Origin of the sequence: Clostridium folliculivorans (genome assembly GCF_024341905.1) — a bacterium.
Lineage (GTDB): Bacteria > Bacillota > Clostridia > Clostridiales > Clostridiaceae > Clostridium_AR > Clostridium_AR folliculivorans.
The window spans coordinates 167,731-188,942 of record NZ_BQXY01000005.1; the positions used below are offsets into that span (position 1 = coordinate 167,731).

Consider the following 21,212-nt stretch of genomic DNA (forward strand, 5'->3'; position numbering starts at 1 on the left):
TGGTTGCCAGAATCTTTTCACGTAAGTTCAGAAAATGCAGATGTGAAAAAATTTTACTGAAGAAAGTCGCTTTTGCGAATTTTTATTGTAGCTTTATAGTTGTTGACAAACATCTTATATAAATGTAAGCTAATTTTGACAAGTTAATAACAGATTTAGGTGCCTTTCAAGAAACTATTCTTAGAAAGGTGAAAAGGGAATGCGGTTAAAATCCGCAGCAGCCCCCGCTACTGTAAGTGAAGACGAACCTTTGAATACCACTCTTATATAGAAATAAAGTTATACCTTAAGATTAGAATATAGGTAAGAACTTTAATCGAATTAAAAGGGGAAGGTTAAGGTGAGAAAGAAGCACGAGCCAGGAGACCTGCCTAAGTTGAGGGAAAGTAAGTCTTTCGGAGGGAAAGTACTATTTTTATTGATAGTTTATACGGAATTAATATGCGCTAATAAATGCTTCTTGTGAGCAGGGGGATACTATATTCTATAGGTATAGTTTGTACGCAGAATTTCTATATATAAGTCTTTTATAAAGATAGTATTCTTTTGAGGAATACTATCTTTTTTACTTTTTAACTCTTATAGACAATAAGTTTTTAATTTGTGAATAGATTAAATAAAGAAGCACAGTTTTAGGGGGAAGTTTAATGAAGGATATTAGTAAGAAAGCAATACTCGTAGTTAGCTTTGGAACTACTTATGAAAATACAAGAAGGCTAACTATAGAAAAGATAGAAAAATTGATAGAAGAAAAATATAATGCCTATGTTATAAGAAGGGCTTTCACAGCTCATGGTGTAATAAAAAAACTTGCTAGTAAGTATGACCTCCATGTAGATACACCTGAAGTAGCATTACAAAAATTAAAAGAAGAAGGTTTTGATGAAATAATAGTCCAGCCTCTTCACCTTATACCAGGTTTAGAATATGACTATATAAGAAATGTAATAGAAAGTTTTTCAAAGGACAATGATTTTAAAAGTATAAAGCTTGGAAGGCCACTTTTATATTTTAAAGGAGAAGAGGACGATATACCTGATGATTATACCTTGATGGTGAATGCTTTAGAAAACCAAGTACCAAGGGATGAAGCGGTTGTTTTTATGGGGCACGGTACACATCATCCAGCAAATTCAACCTATAGCTGTCTTCAAACTGTATTTTGGGATAATGATTTTGAAAAGGTATTTATAGGAACTATAGATGGTTATCCAACCTTGAATCATGTTATAAAAAGCTTAAAAAAGAATCATATAAAAAGAGTTACGCTAATGCCGCTTTTACTAGTAGCTGGTGATCATGCGGTAAATGATATGGCTGGAGATGAAGAAGATTCATGGAAAAGTATACTTCAAAAAGAAGGTTTTGAAGTTGCTGTGTATATGCATGGTCTTGGTGAAAATATTAATATACAAAATCTATACCTTGAGCATTTAGAAGATACCATAAGTGAGAAATATATAGGTATAGGAAAGAATAAAAAAGGAATGGCTAGCAATTTTTAAGGGGTGATAAAATTGGCTAAAATCATGATACAAGGTACTGCATCCTCGGTTGGTAAAAGTATTTTAGTAGCTGCATTATGTAGAATATTTAAACAAGATGGGTTTAGGGTAGTACCTTTTAAATCACAAAATATGTCCTTAAATTCTTATATAACCTTAGATGGTAAAGAGATGGGAAGGGCTCAAGTTTTGCAAGCTTATGCTTGCGGCTTAGAACCAGAAGTATATATGAATCCTATTTTGCTTAAGCCGACTTCAGATAAAAAATCTCAAGTTATAGTTAATGGAAAAGTATTTGGTAATTATACTGCTATGGAATACCATAATATGAAATCTGGCTTTAAGGATATGCTTAAAAAACATTTTGATAAGCTAGAAGAAGACTTTGACATAGTTGTTATGGAAGGTGCTGGAAGCCCAGCAGAGATTAACCTAAGAGATAAAGATATAGTAAATATGGGAATGGCAGAGCTTGTGGATGCACCTGTACTTTTAGTTGGAGATATAGACAAGGGTGGAGTATTTGCTGCATTAGCTGGAACTATGCTTTTACTTAAGGAAGATGAGAAGAAAAGAGTCAAAGGAACCATTATAAATAAGTTCAGAGGTGATGTTAAGATACTTGAACCTGGACTTGATATGTTAGAGGAGATAATAGATAAGCCTACCCTCGGAGTTGTTCCTTATTTCAGACTAAAGCTAGAGGATGAAGACGGCGCTGTAGATTTCAATAAGAAGGTAATTGCACCTATAGATGTGGCAGTAATAAAGCTTCCTAGAATATCAAACTTTACAGATCTTGATGCGTTGAAAAATGAAGAAAATGTATCTGTAAGATTTATAACGTCTCCAGAAGAGTTCGGAACACCAGATCTTCTAATAATTCCAGGTAGTAAGAATACCATAGAGGACCTTAAAGCTTTAAGAGAAAATGGATTAGAGGATAAGATTATAACCTATTCCAAAACTGGTATGGTTATTGGAATTTGCGGTGGATATCAGATGCTTGGAAAAAGTATAGAAGACCCATATGAGGTTGAAACTGAACTTAGAGAGATAAAGGGCATGGGACTTTTAGATATAGGAACTGCGTTTGAAAAAGAAAAGGTTACTACAAGAGTTAAGGCAAATGTAATATCTGAATTCTTTAAAAAAGATAAGATACCTTATAATCATGATAACAAGTTAGAACAAGTATATGGCTATGAAATTCATATGGGAATAAGCAGTTATGGAACAGAAGCAGAACCATTATTTGAAATAGTAGAGAAAAATGGCAAGCATCTAGGAGAGCAACAATTAACTTATAAAGATGGAGCAATAAATACTAATGGCAATATAATGGGTACATATATACATGGTATTTTTGATGGATGCCTATTTAGAGAGTATATTATTAACAAATTAAGAGAGAAAAAAGGATTACCTTATAAAAAAGCAAGTAATTATGAAAGTTTAAGAGAAAGCGAACTTGATAAGTTAGCGTATATTGTTAGGGATTCTTTAGATATGAATAAGATATATGAAATAATAGGCTTAGAAAAGAAATTATAGGAGGATACAAGTCATGAAAAGTATAATTATATCCTCAAATTCAAGTGGTGGAGGTAAGACCACATTTACCTTAGGGCTTCTTAATCTGTTAAAACGTAAAGGGTTAAAGGTTCAAGGTTATAAAGCTGGGCCAGACTATATAGATCCAGCCTTTCATTCTCATATAACAAAGTCTACATCAAGAAATCTAGATCTTTTCCTTATGGGAGATAAAGGCGTTAAGGCAAGCTTTTCAAGAGGTGTTGGAGAGTATGGAATAATTGAAGGGGTTATGGGATTGTATGATGGCAAGGGAATAACCTATGAATATTCTACGGCACATTTGGCAGAGGTGTTGAAGGTACCTGTAGTCCTTGTACTTTCACCTAAAGCTCAAGTAGCAACACTATGTGCAGAAATATTAGGTCTCCAGAACTTTGGAAAAGTTAATATAGCTGGTGTGGTGCTCAATAATATAAGTGAAAGTTATTATAAACTCCTAAAGCTTGCAATTGAGAAAAATTGTGGCGTAAAGGTATTTGGATACCTTCCTAAAGATGAAACATTGATTTTAAAAAGTAGACATCTTGGACTGGTACAAAGCAGTGAAATAAATGATTTAGATGAAAAAATTGATATATGCTCAGACCTAATACAAGCTCATGTGGATGTAGAAGCGCTTATGAGATGCTTTGATAATACTGAAAGATATGAAGATGATTATAATTTGTCTAATAAAAAAATAAGATCAGCTGTAGCATATGATAAAGCTTTTAGCTTTTATTATAAAGAAAATCTAGAACTGTTAGAACAGCTTGGAGAAGTAGAATATTTTAGCCCACTTAAAGATAAAGAGCTACCTAAAAATGTTGATTTTCTTTATCTTGGAGGAGGCTATCCAGAGGTATTTATAAAAGAATTAAGTGAAAATGAATCAATGTTAAAGTCTATTAATACTCAGCTAAATGAAGGGCTAAGATGTTATGGTGAATGTGGTGGCCTAATGTACCTGATGGAACAAATAGAAGGTACCAATTCAGTAGGCTTTTTTGAAGGCAAAGCTACGCTTACAAGTAGGCTTCAGAATTTTGGTTATGCTGAACTAGAAGTCTTTAAGGAAAATAATATCTTGAAAAATGGAAGTAAGATTAACTGCCATGAGTTTCATAGATCAAAGATAGAATCTAATGAAAAGAAAATATATAAGGTTTATAAGACTATTTTTGATAACTCAATAAAACAATGGCAATGCGGCTATTACAAGAACAATACTCTTGCAGCTTATGCTCATGTACATTTCTTTGGAAATATTGAAATGTTTAGTAGTTTGGTGGGTATAAATTTAGAATAGAAGCCTAATTTACAAGTATGGTTAAGTGATGTATTAAAACTTAGGCATAACTCAAGTCTTAAGGATGATATGAGAGATAATAAATTATAAAAATCTAAAATAATTAGGAGAAAGAACATGGAATATATAAAGATCCCAATGGATATAGAAAAGAGAAGTTTTGAAATAATTGGTGAAGAACTAGGAGAGCACAGTTTTAATGAAAGGGAACTTAGTATAGTAAAAAGAGTTATACATACTACAGCAGACTTTCAATATAAAGATTTATTATATATAAGAGAAAATGCTATAGATGAAGCTCTAAAGCTTTTAAAAAGTGGAATTACAATATATACAGATACTAAGATGGCTTTATCAGGTATAAATAAAAAAGCCTTAAGTAATCTTAATTGTAATGTTGAATGCTTCGTGGATAGAGAAGACGTAGCTCAGATAGCAAAGGAAAGAGGAATTACTAGATCAATGGCAGCAGTAGAAAAAGCTGTGGAAGAAGGAGTAGAGTTTTTTGTATTTGGAAATGCACCAACAGCTTTGTATAGACTTAAAGAACTTATAGAAGAAGGCAAAGCTAATGCTAAGTTTATTATAGGAGCGCCAATAGGTTTTGTAGGTGCGGCTGAGTCTAAGGAAGAAGCTGAAAAGCTGCCACTTCCTATGATAACTATAAGAGGTAGAAAAGGTGGAAGTACTGTTGCAGCTGCTATTGTAAATGCGTTAATGTATCTAATAGTGAATAGAGGTTAATATGTTAGACTTATACGTTACCTGTGATGGAAAAAAACTTAGATGTGGGTATACTACTGGATCTTGTGCTGCTGGAGCAGCTAAGGCAGCCACACAGATGCTATATGAAAAGAAAGATATCAGTGAGATAAAAATAGATACTCCTAAAGGTATAGTTCTTCTACTTCTTATAGAAAAAGTAGTAAGAGGTAAGGATTATGTTGAGTGTTGCATACTAAAGGATGGCGGAGATGATCCAGATGTTACTCATGGTCTAGAGATTTGGGCTAGAGCTACAGAAAAAGAAGAGGGATATACTTTGAAAGGTGGCAAAGGTGTAGGAGTAGTAATGGGAGAAGGATTGTATGTTAAAAAGGGTGAGCCAGCTATAAATCCAGTTCCAAGAGCTATGATTGAAAAAGAAGTTAAGGAAGTTTTGCCTGCTGACAAAGGTGTAGAAATAACAATATTTGTTCCAAAGGGAGAAGAAGTTGCTAAAAAGACTTTTAATCCTAGACTCAATATAATTGGGGGAATTTCAATATTAGGAACTACAGGAATAGTCACCCCTATGTCAGAAGAGGCCTTAAGAGAATCCATAAAGCTTGAGATAAATCAAAAGGTCGCCAATGGACATGATGAACTTGTTCTTCTGTTTGGTAATATGGGGGAAGATAAGGCTGAAAGTCTAGGCTTAGACAGTAGTAAATTTGTTATAATGTCAAACTATGTGGGAGATGCTCTAAACTATTGCATGGAGAAGGACATTAAGAAGATTACTATAGTAGGACACATAGGTAAGATATGCAAGATAGCAGCAGGCTGTTTTAATACCCATAGCAGAGTATGTGATGTTAGGCTGGAGGTCATGGCATTAGAACTAGCGCTAATGGGGGAAAGTACTGAACTGATTAGAAAGGTTCATGCAGAAAAAACTACTGAAGGGGCAGTTAAGCTTCTTGGGGTTGGTTATGATGATTTGTACAAAAATATCGGAGAGAAGATAATAAATAGAATAAATATATTTACTTACAATAAGATAGAAGTTGAAGCTATAATGTACTCTATGGATAGTGGAGTACTTTATGATAGTAGGAAGTGATGTGATTCTTTATGTTATATATAGTTGGTATAGGGCCAGGAAGTAAGGAGTATATACTTCCAAAGGCTACAGAAATACTTGAAGCTTCGGAGCTGATTTTAGGTTTTTCTAGGGCAATAGAGAGCATAAACTATATTAAAACTAAGATAGTAACCGTTAGTAGTTTACAAGAAATAATAAGTATTACAAACTTAAATAAACATAAGAAGATTGCGGTGATTGCTTCTGGTGATCCAGGTTTTTATGGAATATCTAATTATATAAAAAGTAAATATGATGGAGATATTCAAGTGATTCCAGGAATAAGTTCTTTTCAATACCTTATGGCTAAATTAAACAAGTCTTGGCAAAATAGTCATTTAGGGAGTCTTCATGGAAGAGAAGAGAGTTTTTTAGAAGAAGTAAAGAAAAACAAGCTATCCATATGGCTAACAGATAAAAGCAATAGTCCGGATAGCTTATGCAGAAGGTTATATAAAGAGAATATAGCAGCAATGGTTTATGTAGGGGAAAATTTATCCTACGAGGATGAAGTAATTTCAAGTGGAAATCCAGAAGAATTAATGAATAGAGCTTTTGATGAGTTATCAGTGGTGGTGATAGAAAATGATTTATATTAAAGATGAAGAATTCATAAGAGGTAATTGTCCTATGACTAAGGAAGAGGTAAGGATAGTCAGCATAGCTAAGCTAGCTATTGAAGAAGACTATAATCTGCTAGACATAGGTGCTGGGACAGGATCTGTATCTGTTCAGATGAGTAGAGCTGTGACAAAGGGAAAAGTAATTTCTATAGAAAAAGATGAAGAGGCACTAGAGCTTTTACATAAGAATAAAGAGAAATTTAATGCTGAAAATATGAAGATTATAAGTGGAGAAGCACTTGAGGTAGAAGCCCTAGTTGAAGGTCAATATGACGGAATATTTATAGGCGGCAGTGGTGGAAACCTTCAGGATATAATAAAAGTATATGGAAATAAATTAAAGCCTAATAGAAATATGGTATTAAACTTTATAACTATAGGTAACTTATATACGGCTATAAATTGTCTTAGAGAATTAGAGTACGATGTAGAATGTACTCAGCTTGCAGTAAGTAGAGCAAAGGGAAAAAGCCTCATGCTTACAGCTAATAACCCTATTTTTATTGTTACGGCAACAAAGAAATTAATAGATTAGGAGGACATTATGGCAAAGTTATATGGAGTTGGAGTTGGCCCTGGAGATAAGGAGCTTATTACTATAAAAGCAATTAAGATTATTGAAAACTGCGAAGTTATAGTTGTTCCCAGTGGAATGGCTGGAGGAAAGAGTATAGCCTTAGAAATAGCAGAGGATTATATAAAAAAAGGTACTGAAGTATTAGTAAAGCATTTTCCAATGGGGGGAGAAGAGCAGGAAGCAAAGATATTTGAAGCCTTCAAAGCTGTTGAAGAGAAGCTGAAAGAAGGAAAAAATGTAGCTTTTTTAACTATAGGAGATCCTTTCATATATAGCACTTATATATACTTACTAAAGCATGTTGAAGAACATGGTTATGAAACAGAAACTGTTCCTGGAATAACCTCTTTTTGCGCATGTGCAAGTCTTGCTAAGGAACCACTTGTCATAGGTGATGAACCGCTTTTGATACTTCCAGGTAACCAGATAGATAAGATAACAGATGAGAAGAATGTTGTACTTATGAAAGTATATAAGCAAGAAGAAAAAATAATTGATGCATTAGAAGAAAAGGGCTTCACCTATGTTTACATAAAGAAAGCTGGAAGAGAAGGACAAGAGGTTTTAAGAGATAGAGTTGATATAATAAAGAACAGAGAGTACATGGCTTTAATTATTGCACATAGGTAATGAAATAATGCTCACTACCCTTAGTGGTTTAACTCTAACTGTTCAATCATGTAGTACTGGTTTGAAATTATAAGTATATAACAATTTAAGAATAAAAGAACAAAAGAATTTTAGAAGTTAAGAACATATGAAGATAAGATTTTAAGAACTTAAGAATATAGGAATATAACAAGATAAGAATATAAGAATTTATAGGAAACATGCGGGTTTTAAGGAATAGATCTATTAAAGCTATAGGAGGAATAAATAAATGGTTCACTTTATTGGTGCAGGACCTGGGGATGTTGATTTAATAACTGTGAAAGGTAGAGATATATTATCAAGAGCAGATGTAGTAATATACGCTGGCTCATTGGTTAGTGAAGAACACATAAAATTTTGCAAAGAAGAAGCAGAGATTTACAATTCAGCCTCAATGAATTTGGATGAGGTTATAGAAGTTATGAGAAAAAGTGAAGCTGAAGGCAAGGAAACAGTAAGACTTCATACAGGCGATCCTTCAATCTATGGAGCTATAAAAGAACAGATGGATGAACTTAAAAACTTAGGCATAAGTTATGAAGTGGTTCCAGGGGTTAGTTCTTTTACTGCAGCGGCATCTTCTATAAAGAGTGAATTTACTCTTCCAAGTGTCACTCAAACTGTAATTCTTACAAGAGTTGAAGGAAGAACTCCAGTGCCTGAAACTGAGGACTTAGAAGCTTTAGCTAGAATCGGAGCATCCATGGCTATATTTCTTTCTATTAGCATGATCGAGAAGGTAGTTGGGAAGCTAAGAAAAGGATACGGAAGAAATGTTCCTATTGCTGTAGTTGAAAGAGCTACTTGGGAGGATGAAAGAGTTATATATGGAACTCTCGATGATATAGCAGCAAAGATTAAAGAGGCAAAAATAACTAAGTGTGCTCAGATATTAGTTGGAGATTTTATAGATTGCGAATATGAAAAAAGTAAGCTTTATGATAAGAGTTTTACTCATATGTTCAGAGAAGGAATGAAATAATTAATGAAGATAGCAGCAATTTGTATTAATAACCAAGGTGAAAAAATCTATAGAAATATAAATGAAAATATTCAGTTGGATTTGTTCAATAAAAATGATAATGAAAGCTTTAGTATAAGTGAGGTAGTTGGTGAAATATTTAAGCAGCAAAAATATGATGCTTTGATTTTCTTAACTTCCACTGGAATTGCAGTAAGGGCCATTGCACCTTATATTAAATCAAAGGATAAGGATCCAGCGGTATTGGTTATTGATGTATTAGGTAAGTATGTAATAAGCCTTCTAAGTGGACATTTAGGTGGCGCAAATGATCTAACTATGAAAATATCAAAACTAATAAAAGCTGAGCCTATAATCACAACGGCAACAGATAATATGGGTCTTGTTGCTCCAGATATAATAGCTAAAAATAATAACCTAGTAATAGATGATTTAAAAAAGGCTAAAGAGATAGCAGCGCTTTTAGTTGCAGGAAAAAAAGTGGTTTTTGTTGATGAAGAGAAAAAAATACCTACACCAAAGGGATATATTGACGGAGATTATGATAAGCAAAGTCTTGGCACCAAGATGGTGGAAAGTTCATGTTATTATGATAATAATCTAAATAATAATAAGGCTAATGAAAAGTCAGGGGTTGTTGTAGTTACTAACAAAGATAGACATTTAAATGAAGATAACATTTTATGTCTTATAAGAAAAAATCTTATTCTAGGTATAGGCTGTAGAAAAGATTATTCAGTTGATAAAATGAGAGAAATTGTAATGGGCAAGCTTAAGGAATTTGGTTTTCATAAAAGTGCTGTAAAGACTATAGCTACTGTGGAAATAAAAAAGGATGAAGAGGCTATAAAGAAACTTGCAGAGTGCTTAGATGCTAATTTAAAGATAGCATCAATAAAAGAAATTGAGAAGATACAGCATAGATACAAAGGTAGTGACTTTGTAGAAAAGACCATAGGTGTTAGAGCAGTTTGTGAACCTTCTGTAGAACTTTTTGGAGGCACGCTTATAACAGAGAAACTTAGTATCGATGGAATGACTTTATGTATAGGAGTGGAGGAAGTAGAATGGGAAAATTATATGTTATTGGAATAGGACCTGGCGGAATTGAACATATGTCAATAAGAGCTAAGGAAGCAATAGAGGAAAGTGAAATAATAGTTGGATATACGAGATACATAGAATTTATCAAACCTATATTAGAGGGTAAAAAGATATTCTCAACTGGTATGATGGGTGAAGAGGAAAGATGTAAAGAAGCGTTAAGATTATGTAAAGATAGTACAGTTTCGGTAATTAGTACTGGAGATTCAGGCATATATGGTATGGCTGGTTTAATTCTTGAGCTTAGAAAAGATGAGGAAGTTGAGGTTATTCCAGGTATAACAGCTTCATCGGCAGCTGGTTCCATAGTTGGTGCACCACTTATGCATGATTCATGCAATATCAGTTTAAGCGATCTTATGACTCCGTATGAGCTTATTAAAAAAAGAGTAAGGTTAGCTGCAGAAGGAGATTTTGTTATATCACTATATAACCCAAGAAGTAAGGGAAGATCAGAATATCTAAAAGAAAATTTAGATGCAATAAGAGAATATAGAACAGGAGATACTCCTGTGGCACTTGTTAAGAATGCCTTAAGGGATGGACAAGAAGTTACTATATCAACTTTGGATAAATTTGATTATGAAAAGGCAGATATGCTTTCAATAGTTATTATAGGAAACAGTCAAAGTTATATTAAGGATGGATACTTTGTAACTCCAAGAGGATATAAGTTATGATAACTTTGATACTGGGAACCTCTGAAGGGAAGAAGATTCTTTCTTTGCTTAATGAATTTACAGAGGATATTGCTGTTACGACGGCTACCAATTATGGTGGAGATTTACTAAAGAAGTATAGATATAAGATATTAAATACTAAACCTTTGGATATTGAAGATTTGAAACTGTTCCTAATTGATAATAAGTCTACTATACTTGTAGATGCTTCTCATCCATATGCTCAAGTGGTAACAGAAAATGCTATCAAAGTATGCAAAGAGCTTAAAATAGAGTATATAAGATATGAGAGACCATCTGTTTCAGAAGGCTATAAGGATGATATAGTAAGTGTTAGAAACTATGATGAACTTAACATCAAGCTTCTTGATGTTAAAGGTACCATACTAAACACAACTGGGAGTAATAACATTGGAAAGTTCATGAATATGAACCTTGATAATAGAATTATACACAGAGTGCTTCCATCAACTAAAGTCATGGAAAAATGCTATGAACTTGGCGTGAAAACAGAAGACGTAATTGCTATAAAAGGTCCTATAAGCTACCAGCTAAATCTTGCTTTTATAGATGAATATAATGCTAAGGCAATAGTTCTAAAAGATAGCGGAGTAGAAGGTGGAACTGAAGAAAAGATTAAAGCTGCAATTGATAGAAAGCTTAAGATATTTATGCTTGAAAGAACGAATCCAGTATATACAAATTCTTTTTATGAAGTTGAAAAACTAGTTGAATATATAAAATTGTATCTGTTAGGCACGAAGTAATAAAGTTGTAGATAAGAAACTGATATATCATTATGTTTTGATGCAGTAGAATATAAAGCTGATGATGAAGGTTCTTTAGTTATATGCAAGAATATCTTAAAATTATGTTTAAAAAAGGCTGATGCTCAAAAAAACTTATTGAAGGAGATAACTTCAATGAGTTTTTTTAGTATGCAATTATTTGTTAAATAAATGTTGGTAATGATTAAAAACATGAATATGTGGCAAGCATTAAGAGGATAGCCTAATTATTAAATTTTCTTAGAGAGGTGTTCCTTTTGCTACAGCACGATGTTGAATTAAAAAAATTTGATTTGCATACTAATGATGTTCTAAAAAGAGATTTTTATAAAGATAGAGTTGTAGATGCTTGCCCAATTTGTGGATCAACTTGGCATATTAAATATGGTTTTTATAACGGAATTCAAAGATATAAATGCAAAGTGTGTGATAAAACTTTTTCACGCGCAACCAATTCATTGTGGAGTTATTCAAAAAAGAATACTACAACCTGGATGGAATTTACTGAATTAATGACCGAAAATAAAACTTTGAAATTCTGCGCAGATAAGTTAAATATAAGTATTGGGACAGCTTTTTATTGGAGACATAAAATACTTCAAGCGTTAAGTCGAGACGTCACTCCAGATAGTTTATCAGGAGTTGTACATGTAGGAAAGGTTATTTTAAAAGAGAGCTTTAAAGGGTGCAGAGATCCAGAAATAATTGCAGCCTCAACTCCAAGAGAAGATATTTGGGTTATCGGTGCAAAAGGACAAGAAGATTCTATGTTTATAAAACCAATATTTAAGCATTGGTGGGATCGAAGAGCTTTCGATGAGAAAGTTTATTCTAAAATAGAAGAGAATTCATATATTGCTGCGTATGGAGACAGATATATTAAATCAGTAGCAATAAGACATAATAAAAATAAATCCATTAAGGTAGATGCTGAGTATAGAATAAAATATCTTTGGCCAAATTTGAAAAAGTGGTTATCGATCTTCCATGGAGTGGCCTCAAAATATCTGCAAAGATACCTTAGTTTTTTCATAATCATGAATTTGGATAAGGTGATCGATTATATGGACCTAATATATGATAGATTATTTAAAGGAAATAGATTTATAAGAACAGATGAGATAAGAATTGCAAATTCGCTTTTTTAAAGAAATTATAAGTTAATATAACTCTGAATAATCTTAATATTTATATTAAAAATTTAGTTTTATAATTCAGCTTTATAATTTTAGTTATTTATTAGATTATAATTTAACAAATATAAAAATACTATCTTACTACTAATGCGAATCAATTATAAATAATCGCTTGCTACTAATGAGGATTAATAAGACTATAAATGATTAATGAAGCTTTGAAAATATTAAAAAGGTTATAAAGTGATCAATATAACTCTGAAGCAATTAACAACACTTTACAGCGATCAATGCAATATGATTTTAGAAAAATTAATAAGATAGTAAAGAAGCTAATATTACTCTATAGTAATTGTTAAGAGTTACAGTTCTATTCTAAAACTATTTTAATACTGAACTTGATTGGGAGAATAAACTTTAAAAATATAAAGCTAATAACAGGGTTGTCCATATACATGTATCAATATTTACCAACATTTATTTAATAAATAACTATATAAAGAAAAAATATACTATATGTATAGAGCTTGCAATAATAGATTCTATTTTAATGCTTTTTAATACTTTCTCATGAAGTTGTATGTTTAATAAGTTTTATAATAAACACTATACCAAAACTTATAGGGGACAAGATGTTAAAATAATCTCTTTAGCGATTTTAATCTGTGCCTATGTTTTTTTGTAGAGCTACACTTTTAATAATTACAGAGTTCGTTTTCATGTATTAGTGATGAAATTATAGTAATATACTGAAACTATTCTCACGTATAATAAACATGCTCCAACACATAATAAAGTAGAAATATTATTAAGTGAAGGAGATGTTTGAACATGAAGGTTAAACCAGATGATAGAAGAGATAATGTTGATAAAATACAACAACACATTAACAATACTTTAGACAATATCCATAAAGCTAATGATATGATTGAAATAACAGATGATGAAAAGACGAAGCAAGATTTAAAGGCAAAAAATGAGAGAAGAGAAGAGACATTAAGTTCTCTTAGAAATGAAATTAGAGATGAAGCTTTAGATAAAGAAAAAGGATATAAATAAACATTAAATTAATGAGTACTGCCGATCTTCTGGTGGTGCTCATATTTATTAGTTAGATTAAGCTTCAGCTATTAAGTTAATAATTATCACAAAATTCTGCGATGTCACAAGTTTTAAGCACTGATGGCGTAAGCTTTAGTAAAGGCAAATGTGCAAAGAGAATAACGAAGAAAGTTGCTTCAGCGATTTTTAATGAAAAATTTTATAAAAAGCTTATTGACAAGCTTAATAAAACAAGTTATTATAAGTACATAGATTAAACGCTTACATATTGATGTATGGGATTGTAACTAATTCGATTAGGCAAGACCCTGGCTGATAAAAGAGATGAATATCACTCTTTTAATTGGTTAGGGTCTTTTATGTTTAAATCACATATTGTTTATAGTAGTGTTTTATTGATAAATTTAATATTTACTGGATCGTAACCGGTTAAGCGGGCGAGACCAATTTAGATAGTATTGAGAATTGAGAATTGAGAATTATACTGCCTATTTGGTCTCGTCTTTTTTGTACAAATTAAAAGTAAAAAAATACAATAAATTCAAAATTATATAAAAGGAGAGTTATATATGAAGTACGAAAATTTAGCAAAAAACATTATAAAAAATGTTGGCGGAAAAGAAAATGTTAATAGTTTAACTCATTGTGTTACTCGTCTACGTTTTAAATTAAAAGATGAGAGTAAAGCAAATACTGAAGTGTTAAAGAAGATGGACGGTGTTGTAACCGTAATCAAAAGTGGCGGACAATATCAAGTTGTTATAGGAAACCATGTTCCAGATGTATATGCAGATGTAGTTGCAATAGGTGGTTTTGCTTCATCCTCTGACGATAGTGGACAAGAAAAGATGAATCCATTTAATAAATTCATCGATATAATATCAGGGGTATTCACTCCAACACTAGGTGTTTTATGTGCAACTGGTATGATAAAAGGATTTAATGCTTTATTCGTAGCTTTAGGCTTAATAAGTGCTACTTCAGGAACATATGCAATACTAAACGGAATAGGAGATTGTTTATTCTACTTCTTCCCAATATTCCTTGGTTATACAGCTTCTCAGAAGTTTAAAGGTAACCACTTTATAGGTATGGCAATAGGTGCATCACTAGTTTATCCTAAGATTGCAGCATTAACTGCAGCTAAACCATTATATACGGTATTTGGTGGCACTATACTTGCATCAAATGTAAACTTAACTTTCTTAGGTATTCCAGTAATACTTATGGATTATTCATCAACAGTTATTCCTATTATATTAGCAGCTTTCTTTGGCGCTAAGATAGAAAAAGCATTTAAAAAGGTAATTCCAGATGTAGTTAAGACATTCTTAGTTCCATTCTGTACACTATTAGTTATAGTACCACTTACATTTATAGTTATCGGACCAGTTGCAACTTGGGCAGGTAAGCTTCTTGGAGCAGCAACACTTACAATTTACAACTTAAGCCCTATAGTAGCAGGGATATTTATAGGTGCATTCTGGCAAGTATTTGTTATATTCGGATTACATTGGGGACTTGTTCCTATAGCAATTAACAACATGGCTGTACTTAAGCATGACCCAGTACTTGCAACTACATTTGCTGCATCATTTGCTCAAACAGGTGTAGTATTAGCTATCCTACTTAAGACTAAGAACAGTAAACTAAGATCAATTGCAATACCAGCAGTTATTTCAGGTATATTCGGAGTTACAGAACCAGCTATTTATGGTATATCATTACCACGTAAGAAACCTTTTGTACTAAGCTGTATAGCTGCTGCTATCGGTGGAGGTATACTTGGATTTTCAGGAAGTAACCTATATATAATGGGTGGTATGGGTGTATTCGGAATACCAAGTTTTATAGGACCAAATGGAATGGATAAGGGATTCTATGGAGCTATAATTGGTATGGTAGCAGGTTTTGTAATAGGATTTACATTAATGATGCTTACTGGATTTGAAGACGAAATAGAAGAAACAACTACTAGTAATGTAAAAATAGAAGTAAAAGCAGAAACTTTAGTTAGCCCAATAAAAGGTGAAGTAAAACCTTTAGCAGTAATAAAAGATGAAGCTTTCTCATCAGGAGCATTAGGAAAAGGAATTGCAATAGAACCATCAGAAGGAAAAGTAGTAGCACCAGTAGATGGAGTTTTAACAACATTATTCCCAACAGGACATGCTTTAGGAATCACAAGTGACAACGGAGCTGAAATATTAATCCATATAGGTATGGATACAGTAGAATTAGGTGGAAAGCATTTTACTACAAAAGCAAAACAAGGTGACCGTGTAAAGGCTGGTCAAGTATTAGTAGAGTTTGATATGAAAGCTATCAAAGAAGCAGGATATACATTAACTACACCTGTAATAATTACAAATTCAGATAATTATGCAGATGTTGTTGAGACAGATAAGAAGTCTATAGCTCTTAATGAAGAACTATTAACAGTTTTAGCTTAAGACTAAAAATATATTATCTAATTCCCTAAATTACCTACAAAAAAACAATTACTCTTAGAAAAACGTTTATGAATAAGTCAACATCAAAGAGAATCTCTGAGAAATCAGAGATTCTTTTTGCTTAGCACATCTTTATAGATTTAAGAATACACATGAATCGTTTGACCTGTCATATAAGTAGACTCATCAGATGCTAAATAAACATAGGCTGGAGCTATTTCATAAGGTTGTGCAGCTCTTCCCATTGGAGTGTCAGAGCCCCAAGAAGCAGTTGCTTCTGCTGTAAAAGCAGCCGGAATTAATGGTGTCCAAACCTCTCCTGGGGCAACGCTATTAACACGGATACCTCTTGAAACTAAGTTTTTTGCTAAGGACTGAGTAAAGGATGTGATTGCACCTTTTGATGCTTCATAATCTATAGCTATTCCATAAGGAATAAATGAAGCTATTGAAGAGGTATTAATGATGCAACTGCCTGGCTTCATATGAGGGAGTGCTGCTTTAGAGAAATAAAAGTACGAGAACACATTTACATGAAAGAGCCATTCTAGTTCACCATCGGTTATGTCTTCAAAATTGTAATGAGGATAGATGACTCCAGCATTATTTACTAATATATCTAGCTTGTTAAAATGATCTATCACCATTTGAACAGCAATTTTGCAATTCTTTTCTTTCGAAATATCAATTGCAATGGCTATGCATTTTCTCCCTAGCTCTTCGACCATGTCTTTTGTTTCTTTTGCATCTATATGTTCGTTTAAGTAAACTATAGCAATGTCTGCTCCTTCTTTTGCAAAAGCTAAAGCTACTGATCTCCCGATACCACTGTCACCACCAGTTATTAATGCTACCTTGTCTATAAGCTTTTTTTCTCTTAGTACACAGTCAGGAGGAGGCTGAAATTCTGGTCTTGGATTCATTACAAATTCAATGCCAGGTTGCTGTGGTTGATGTTGTGGTGGAAAAGAAGTTGGTAAATTACAAGGGTTATTAGGTGAATTCATATAATGCTCCTATGGGTAGTAAGTAGTTATTATATGTATATTATTTAAATAGTTATAGTAGTATTTATTTTTAATGTAACGTGCTATTTTATAAGACCTGTTGATTTCAATTTAACATCAACTTTAACATTAAATTGTAGACTACGATAAAGCTTTTGCCAATTAGCCCACTCATTGTTATTGTTTACATTTAAATGTCTTGCTCGATAATGCAATCCTAAACCCATTGGGTCAACTTCATTGTTTTGAATTTTTTCTAACAAGGCTTGAATTCTTTCTTGTAAAAATAGCTCAGCTTCTTCTTCACATATTTTAATATTATTTGTTTTTAAGTTGTCTATGGTTTCTTCTATAGAACCTGAGACAGTTAGTTTGAGGTTAATATTAGTTATATCTTTATCATTTGTTTCGAATTTATATTTACATTTAGAATCATTTATATCAAAAACAAAATTAGATTGTGGATAATTTACATGGAAATTAGCTCTAGTATGTGAGGATGCAATTAAATTATATAATTTTGTTTCTTCAGGATTTAGAATTAATTTGATTTTTAAAGAATCCTTTTTTTCAAAAAGAGCAAGTTGATTTATGGTATAACTATTAGTCCTATTTTTAATATCACCAGCCTTATTACTTTTATCTGATTCAATAATAGGCAATATTGGATCTAATCCTAGTTCTGTACGGCGTCTTTCTAAATCAAATAAATACTGTGGGGTAATGTAATTTGTTATTGTACCTGAGCCATCCATAGATAAAATTAAAGCATTAGATGGTGCGCGTTCAAAAGAAATCTTTTCGCCTATGGTTGCATTTGCACTAGGGCTACCTATTCCAACCAAGGTACTCATTGGTACATCTCTTCTTCGCACAGGCCAATCTATAGGGATTTTCAGATCAGCCGAAGCAAGTTTTTTGTCAAAGAGGATTACTTTTAAGTGGCTAAAATCTAGCTCTTTATCTACTTTTGACTTGATAAGACCTACTGCTTCTGAAATATTGTCTGCTTCTTGAGTGAACATTATAAAGTTAGATTCACCTCTTTTGGGTTCAGTGTTTGGTACTGCTAACTTTAATGTTACTATATATGAGTTAGCTGATTTTTCTGATTGATCAATTCCCATGCTAACTACAAAAAATCTTTTATCTATATCTTTAAATGAACATCCAGTTATAATTAAGTTTATGTAAAGAATTAAAATTAATAATTTATATTTTCGCATCAAATTCGCCCCTTCTTATGAGCTTTATATGTCACAAAACATAAAAAAATAACAAGGAAATATTCCATGAATAATCGAAGTGAAAGCCAAAATTTAACCATCACTTCATCCTGTATTTGTGGTATAAAGTGATTGTAAAAAAAAGGAATAACAGCAAAAGCACATAAAACGCAGAGTTTTACTAATTTAGTGTTCTTAAATTTGAGTTGATTTTTAAATAATTGCTTAAATATATCTAAGGAAACATACCAATGAATCATTATATTTACTAATGCAGTTACTAGGTAAATTAATAAGTAGATAAATAAAGTACGTTCAATTATACCAGTTTTAATAAGCATGCAATCAGCAGAGGTAATCCAGGGAAAGTTATAATTATCAGCGTTTTGAGTTCCAAGAAAGCCAATAGGAATTATAAAGGAAAATAACATTAAAAATAGCTCTATTATTGGAAATATCCAAAGAAACTTAAGTTCATATGTATCTTTATAATATTTATTAAAAACAACCATGTCTGTATAGCCAGTGAAGCTATAAGTTGTAACTGCAAAAGCTGATAACTTTGGTAAAGTAAGTGAGTTTGAAACAGTTTCAATACATGCATCCCAAGATAAAAAAGGATCTGTAATTCCCTTTGCAAATATAAAGATAATTGTAGGTATTATAAAGAGAATGAATATTTCTAATACATAAAGTAATGTTGTGCCATCCATTCTTATGGCATAAATAATTAAAATCACATAAAGTGATAATAACAAATATGTTGATGAATGAGGATCCATAAAGATATTTGTCATATCTAAAGTAGAAGATAGCATCAACAAGCCGGAAATATACCAAGATGGACAAAACAACAGCATAATGGTTATTTGAATCCAGCGAGGACACGTTATTTCCAGGATTTCAGATAAAGTTTTATTTGGAAATCTAATAAGTGTCTTCAAAAAAACGTACATCATTAAAGTGCCAAATGGAAGAGATAAAAATATAGATAGTAATCCCCCTTTATTCCAGTCAGGTAGAAGAATATCAGGAAGAAATATAATTATATTAGTAAATGAATTAATTAAAACAATATAGTAAAAGTATCGTTTCATGAAATTACCTCGTAGCTTTTAAGAATTATTTTGTAGGAATTTTTTTTGAAAACAGCTGTAAGTAAGGTCGTCCGAAACTTCTTATATTTGCTATATATAAGGTTACTCCAATTATACCAACGATTATGCCGTTCAATCCAAAAAATATGGAGAGTATTAACAATGGATATTTAATAATTCTTATAGAATAGTTGAAGGAATTAATCGGTATAAGAAAAGTAGATATTGCAACTGCTGACACAATAATAACCATTATATTACTTATTAAACCTGCTTCAGAAGCTGCCTGACCAATTATTAATCCACCAACTGTTGTTGCAGCAGGGCCTACCACTTTAGGAAGTCTCGAGCTAGACTCAGATAGTATTTCTGTAATTATTAACATGCTAACAACCTCTACAAAGGAAGGATAAGGAACACTAACTCTGTTACCAGCAATAGAAAGTGCCAATTGAAATTTAAAAAGTTCAGGATTATATGAAGAAATCCCCACGTAGAAACCTGGCAATGTAACTGATATAAATAATCCTAAGTATCTTAATATTAAAAGAGCTTTACTTATAGCAGGTAATTGATATACATCTTCCATTGATGACATAAAATCAAAAAATACTGATGGTAAAATCATAGCAAAAGAAGAGCCTTCAATAATTATAGTTATTTTACCTTCATTAAGGTTACTAATTACTCTATCAGGTCTATCAGTCAATAGTATGGTTGGAAATATTGATGAGTTATGTTTCATCAAATATTTATGTAACTGTTGTACTGATTCAGTATATTTATTAGATAACTTTTGAAGACAAGTCTCCAGCTCCTCCAAGGCTTCACTATTTACTATACTATTGTTGTATATAAGTGCAGCAGGAGTATTTAAGGTTCCAAATTGTCTTAACTCAATTTTTAAATCCTTTGATGGGTAGCGTTGTCTTATAATATTTAAATTAGTATCTAGTTTTTCTCTAAGAGCATCCTTAGGTCCTTGGACAACAGTTTCAATTTGAGATTCTGCTATAGAACTTTCTAGAAAGTTCTTTGCATCAAAAAGCAAAACTGCATTGTCTAGAAATACAGCGACTGATCCTTGAAGTAGCTTATCTAATATAAGTTGCCTGTCAGTTGATTCTAAACTTTTGGCAAATGAAATCAGATAGTTTCTATACTCCTGAAGATTTTTGCTTCTGAAAAATGACGTTATTATATTTTGTTGAATGATAATGGGATCACAAATGCTAGTAATATACAGAAAATCAGTCTTTATTTCATGAAATTCTAAATGACGAAACTCTATATCAAAAGAATTTTGCAATGTATCTTTTAGCCAGTCTGCTATTTTTAAAGTTTCTTCTTGGTTCAACATTGCCTTATCCTCCGTTATGTTTAATAAAATTTGTACATATAGTTTTACCTCAGCAAGATTATTTTATACTTATTGGGAGAGTATGGTGAAATTGGAAGCTATAAATTAGAAATGTTGAAAGATAATGTATGATAAAGAGTGGAAATAGGATATCTATTCATCTTAACAGATATACTATTTCAATCCTTATACTCGAAATAATACTTTTGGTGATTTTACTAAGCATTATTT

19 protein-coding genes and 1 riboswitch are annotated in these 21,212 nt (G+C 32.0%); of the genes, 15 read left to right on the top strand and 4 right to left on the bottom strand.

What is annotated here, in order from left to right:
- Positions 1-140: 140 nt before the first annotated feature.
- Positions 141-389, top strand: a riboswitch (cobalamin riboswitch).
- Between the two features lie 258 nt (positions 390-647).
- The 15 genes from OCU55_RS15550 (at position 648) to OCU55_RS15620 (ending at position 16,291) form a co-directional block, all read left to right on the top strand.
- Positions 648-1,505, top strand: a complete 858-nt coding sequence (locus OCU55_RS15550) for a sirohydrochlorin cobaltochelatase (protein ID WP_261853210.1) — start codon at positions 648-650, stop codon at positions 1,503-1,505.
- Between the two features lie 12 nt (positions 1,506-1,517).
- On the top strand, positions 1,518-3,059 hold the full coding sequence (locus tag OCU55_RS15555; protein ID WP_261853211.1) for a cobyric acid synthase: 1,542 nt from the start codon (positions 1,518-1,520) through the stop codon (positions 3,057-3,059).
- Between the two features lie 13 nt (positions 3,060-3,072).
- On the top strand, positions 3,073-4,389 hold the full coding sequence (locus OCU55_RS15560) for a cobyrinic acid a,c-diamide synthase CobB (protein WP_261853212.1): 1,317 nt from the start codon (positions 3,073-3,075) through the stop codon (positions 4,387-4,389).
- 117 nt (positions 4,390-4,506) lie between these two features.
- Entirely contained in the window at positions 4,507-5,133 is a 627-nt protein-coding gene (locus tag OCU55_RS15565) for a precorrin-8X methylmutase (protein WP_261853213.1), read from the top strand.
- 1 nt (position 5,134) lies between these two features.
- Positions 5,135-6,214 (top strand): cobalt-precorrin-5B (C(1))-methyltransferase CbiD, encoded by a 1,080-nt coding sequence (cbiD, locus tag OCU55_RS15570; protein ID WP_261853214.1) that lies wholly within the window; start codon positions 5,135-5,137, stop codon positions 6,212-6,214.
- 11 nt (positions 6,215-6,225) lie between these two features.
- On the top strand, positions 6,226-6,834 hold the full coding sequence (gene cbiE, locus OCU55_RS15575; RefSeq protein ID WP_261853215.1) for a precorrin-6y C5,15-methyltransferase (decarboxylating) subunit CbiE: 609 nt from the start codon (positions 6,226-6,228) through the stop codon (positions 6,832-6,834).
- Positions 6,821-7,393, top strand: a complete 573-nt coding sequence (cbiT, locus tag OCU55_RS15580; protein ID WP_261853216.1) for a precorrin-6Y C5,15-methyltransferase (decarboxylating) subunit CbiT — start codon at positions 6,821-6,823, stop codon at positions 7,391-7,393. The genes cbiE and cbiT overlap by 14 nt, the downstream gene beginning before the upstream one ends.
- A 9-nt stretch (positions 7,394-7,402) precedes the next feature.
- Positions 7,403-8,065 (top strand): cobalt-factor II C(20)-methyltransferase, encoded by a 663-nt coding sequence (locus OCU55_RS15585; protein ID WP_261853217.1) that lies wholly within the window; start codon positions 7,403-7,405, stop codon positions 8,063-8,065.
- Positions 8,066-8,315: 250 nt separating this feature from the next.
- Complete coding sequence (gene cobM / locus OCU55_RS15590) at positions 8,316-9,068, top strand: precorrin-4 C(11)-methyltransferase (protein ID WP_261853218.1); 753 nt, start codon at positions 8,316-8,318, stop codon at positions 9,066-9,068.
- 3 nt (positions 9,069-9,071) lie between these two features.
- A complete protein-coding gene (cbiG, locus tag OCU55_RS15595) occupies positions 9,072-10,163 on the top strand; it encodes a cobalt-precorrin 5A hydrolase (protein ID WP_261853219.1) in 1,092 nt (363 codons plus the stop codon).
- Positions 10,136-10,852, top strand: coding sequence for a precorrin-3B C(17)-methyltransferase (cobJ, locus tag OCU55_RS15600; RefSeq protein WP_261853220.1), 717 nt, complete (start codon positions 10,136-10,138; stop codon positions 10,850-10,852). The genes cbiG and cobJ overlap by 28 nt, the downstream gene beginning before the upstream one ends.
- A complete protein-coding gene (locus OCU55_RS15605; protein WP_261853221.1) occupies positions 10,849-11,619 on the top strand; it encodes a cobalt-precorrin-6A reductase in 771 nt (256 codons plus the stop codon). Before cobJ ends, OCU55_RS15605 begins: the two co-directional genes overlap by 4 nt.
- A 278-nt stretch (positions 11,620-11,897) precedes the next feature.
- Complete coding sequence (locus OCU55_RS15610; RefSeq protein WP_261853222.1) at positions 11,898-12,788, top strand: IS1/IS1595 family N-terminal zinc-binding domain-containing protein; 891 nt, start codon at positions 11,898-11,900, stop codon at positions 12,786-12,788.
- An 819-nt stretch (positions 12,789-13,607) separates the two neighbouring features.
- Positions 13,608-13,835, top strand: coding sequence for a small acid-soluble spore protein Tlp (gene tlp, locus OCU55_RS15615; protein WP_261853223.1), 228 nt, complete (start codon positions 13,608-13,610; stop codon positions 13,833-13,835).
- A 572-nt stretch (positions 13,836-14,407) separates the two neighbouring features.
- Positions 14,408-16,291, top strand: a complete 1,884-nt coding sequence (locus OCU55_RS15620; RefSeq protein ID WP_261853224.1) for a beta-glucoside-specific PTS transporter subunit IIABC — start codon at positions 14,408-14,410, stop codon at positions 16,289-16,291.
- A 140-nt stretch (positions 16,292-16,431) separates the two neighbouring features.
- Here OCU55_RS15620 and OCU55_RS15625 read toward each other — a convergent pair whose 3' ends face one another.
- From OCU55_RS15625 to OCU55_RS15640, 4 genes are all read right to left on the bottom strand, one after another.
- Positions 16,432-17,298 (bottom strand): SDR family oxidoreductase, encoded by an 867-nt coding sequence (locus tag OCU55_RS15625; RefSeq protein WP_261853225.1) that lies wholly within the window; start codon positions 17,296-17,298, stop codon positions 16,432-16,434.
- A gap of 83 nt (positions 17,299-17,381) precedes the next feature.
- Positions 17,382-18,524, bottom strand: a complete 1,143-nt coding sequence (locus OCU55_RS15630; protein ID WP_261853226.1) for a Ger(x)C family spore germination protein — start codon at positions 18,522-18,524, stop codon at positions 17,382-17,384.
- Positions 18,524-19,621, bottom strand: a complete 1,098-nt coding sequence (locus OCU55_RS15635; RefSeq protein WP_261853227.1) for a spore germination protein — start codon at positions 19,619-19,621, stop codon at positions 18,524-18,526. Before OCU55_RS15635 ends, OCU55_RS15630 begins: the two co-directional genes overlap by 1 nt.
- 25 nt (positions 19,622-19,646) lie before the next feature.
- Complete coding sequence (locus tag OCU55_RS15640) at positions 19,647-20,981, bottom strand: spore germination protein (protein WP_261853228.1); 1,335 nt, start codon at positions 20,979-20,981, stop codon at positions 19,647-19,649.
- Positions 20,982-21,212: the final 231 nt, after the last annotated feature.

Coding starts and splice junctions, on each gene's coding strand:
- OCU55_RS15550 (WP_261853210.1), top strand. CDS start 648: ATGAAGGATATTAGTAAGAAAGCAATACTCGTAGTTAGCTTTGGAACT.
- OCU55_RS15560 (WP_261853212.1), top strand. CDS start 3,073: ATGAAAAGTATAATTATATCCTCAAATTCAAGTGGTGGAGGTAAGACC.
- OCU55_RS15565 (WP_261853213.1), top strand. CDS start 4,507: ATGGAATATATAAAGATCCCAATGGATATAGAAAAGAGAAGTTTTGAA.
- cbiD (WP_261853214.1), top strand. CDS start 5,135: ATGTTAGACTTATACGTTACCTGTGATGGAAAAAAACTTAGATGTGGG.
- cbiE (WP_261853215.1), top strand. CDS start 6,226: ATGTTATATATAGTTGGTATAGGGCCAGGAAGTAAGGAGTATATACTT.
- cbiT (WP_261853216.1), top strand. CDS start 6,821: ATGATTTATATTAAAGATGAAGAATTCATAAGAGGTAATTGTCCTATG.
- OCU55_RS15585 (WP_261853217.1), top strand. CDS start 7,403: ATGGCAAAGTTATATGGAGTTGGAGTTGGCCCTGGAGATAAGGAGCTT.
- cobM (WP_261853218.1), top strand. CDS start 8,316: ATGGTTCACTTTATTGGTGCAGGACCTGGGGATGTTGATTTAATAACT.
- cbiG (WP_261853219.1), top strand. CDS start 9,072: ATGAAGATAGCAGCAATTTGTATTAATAACCAAGGTGAAAAAATCTAT.
- cobJ (WP_261853220.1), top strand. CDS start 10,136: ATGGGAAAATTATATGTTATTGGAATAGGACCTGGCGGAATTGAACAT.
- OCU55_RS15605 (WP_261853221.1), top strand. CDS start 10,849: ATGATAACTTTGATACTGGGAACCTCTGAAGGGAAGAAGATTCTTTCT.
- tlp (WP_261853223.1), top strand. CDS start 13,608: ATGAAGGTTAAACCAGATGATAGAAGAGATAATGTTGATAAAATACAA.
- OCU55_RS15620 (WP_261853224.1), top strand. CDS start 14,408: ATGAAGTACGAAAATTTAGCAAAAAACATTATAAAAAATGTTGGCGGA.
- OCU55_RS15625 (WP_261853225.1), bottom strand. CDS start 17,298: ATGAATTCACCTAATAACCCTTGTAATTTACCAACTTCTTTTCCACCA.
- OCU55_RS15630 (WP_261853226.1), bottom strand. CDS start 18,524: ATGCGAAAATATAAATTATTAATTTTAATTCTTTACATAAACTTAATT.
- OCU55_RS15635 (WP_261853227.1), bottom strand. CDS start 19,621: ATGAAACGATACTTTTACTATATTGTTTTAATTAATTCATTTACTAAT.
- OCU55_RS15640 (WP_261853228.1), bottom strand. CDS start 20,981: ATGTTGAACCAAGAAGAAACTTTAAAAATAGCAGACTGGCTAAAAGAT.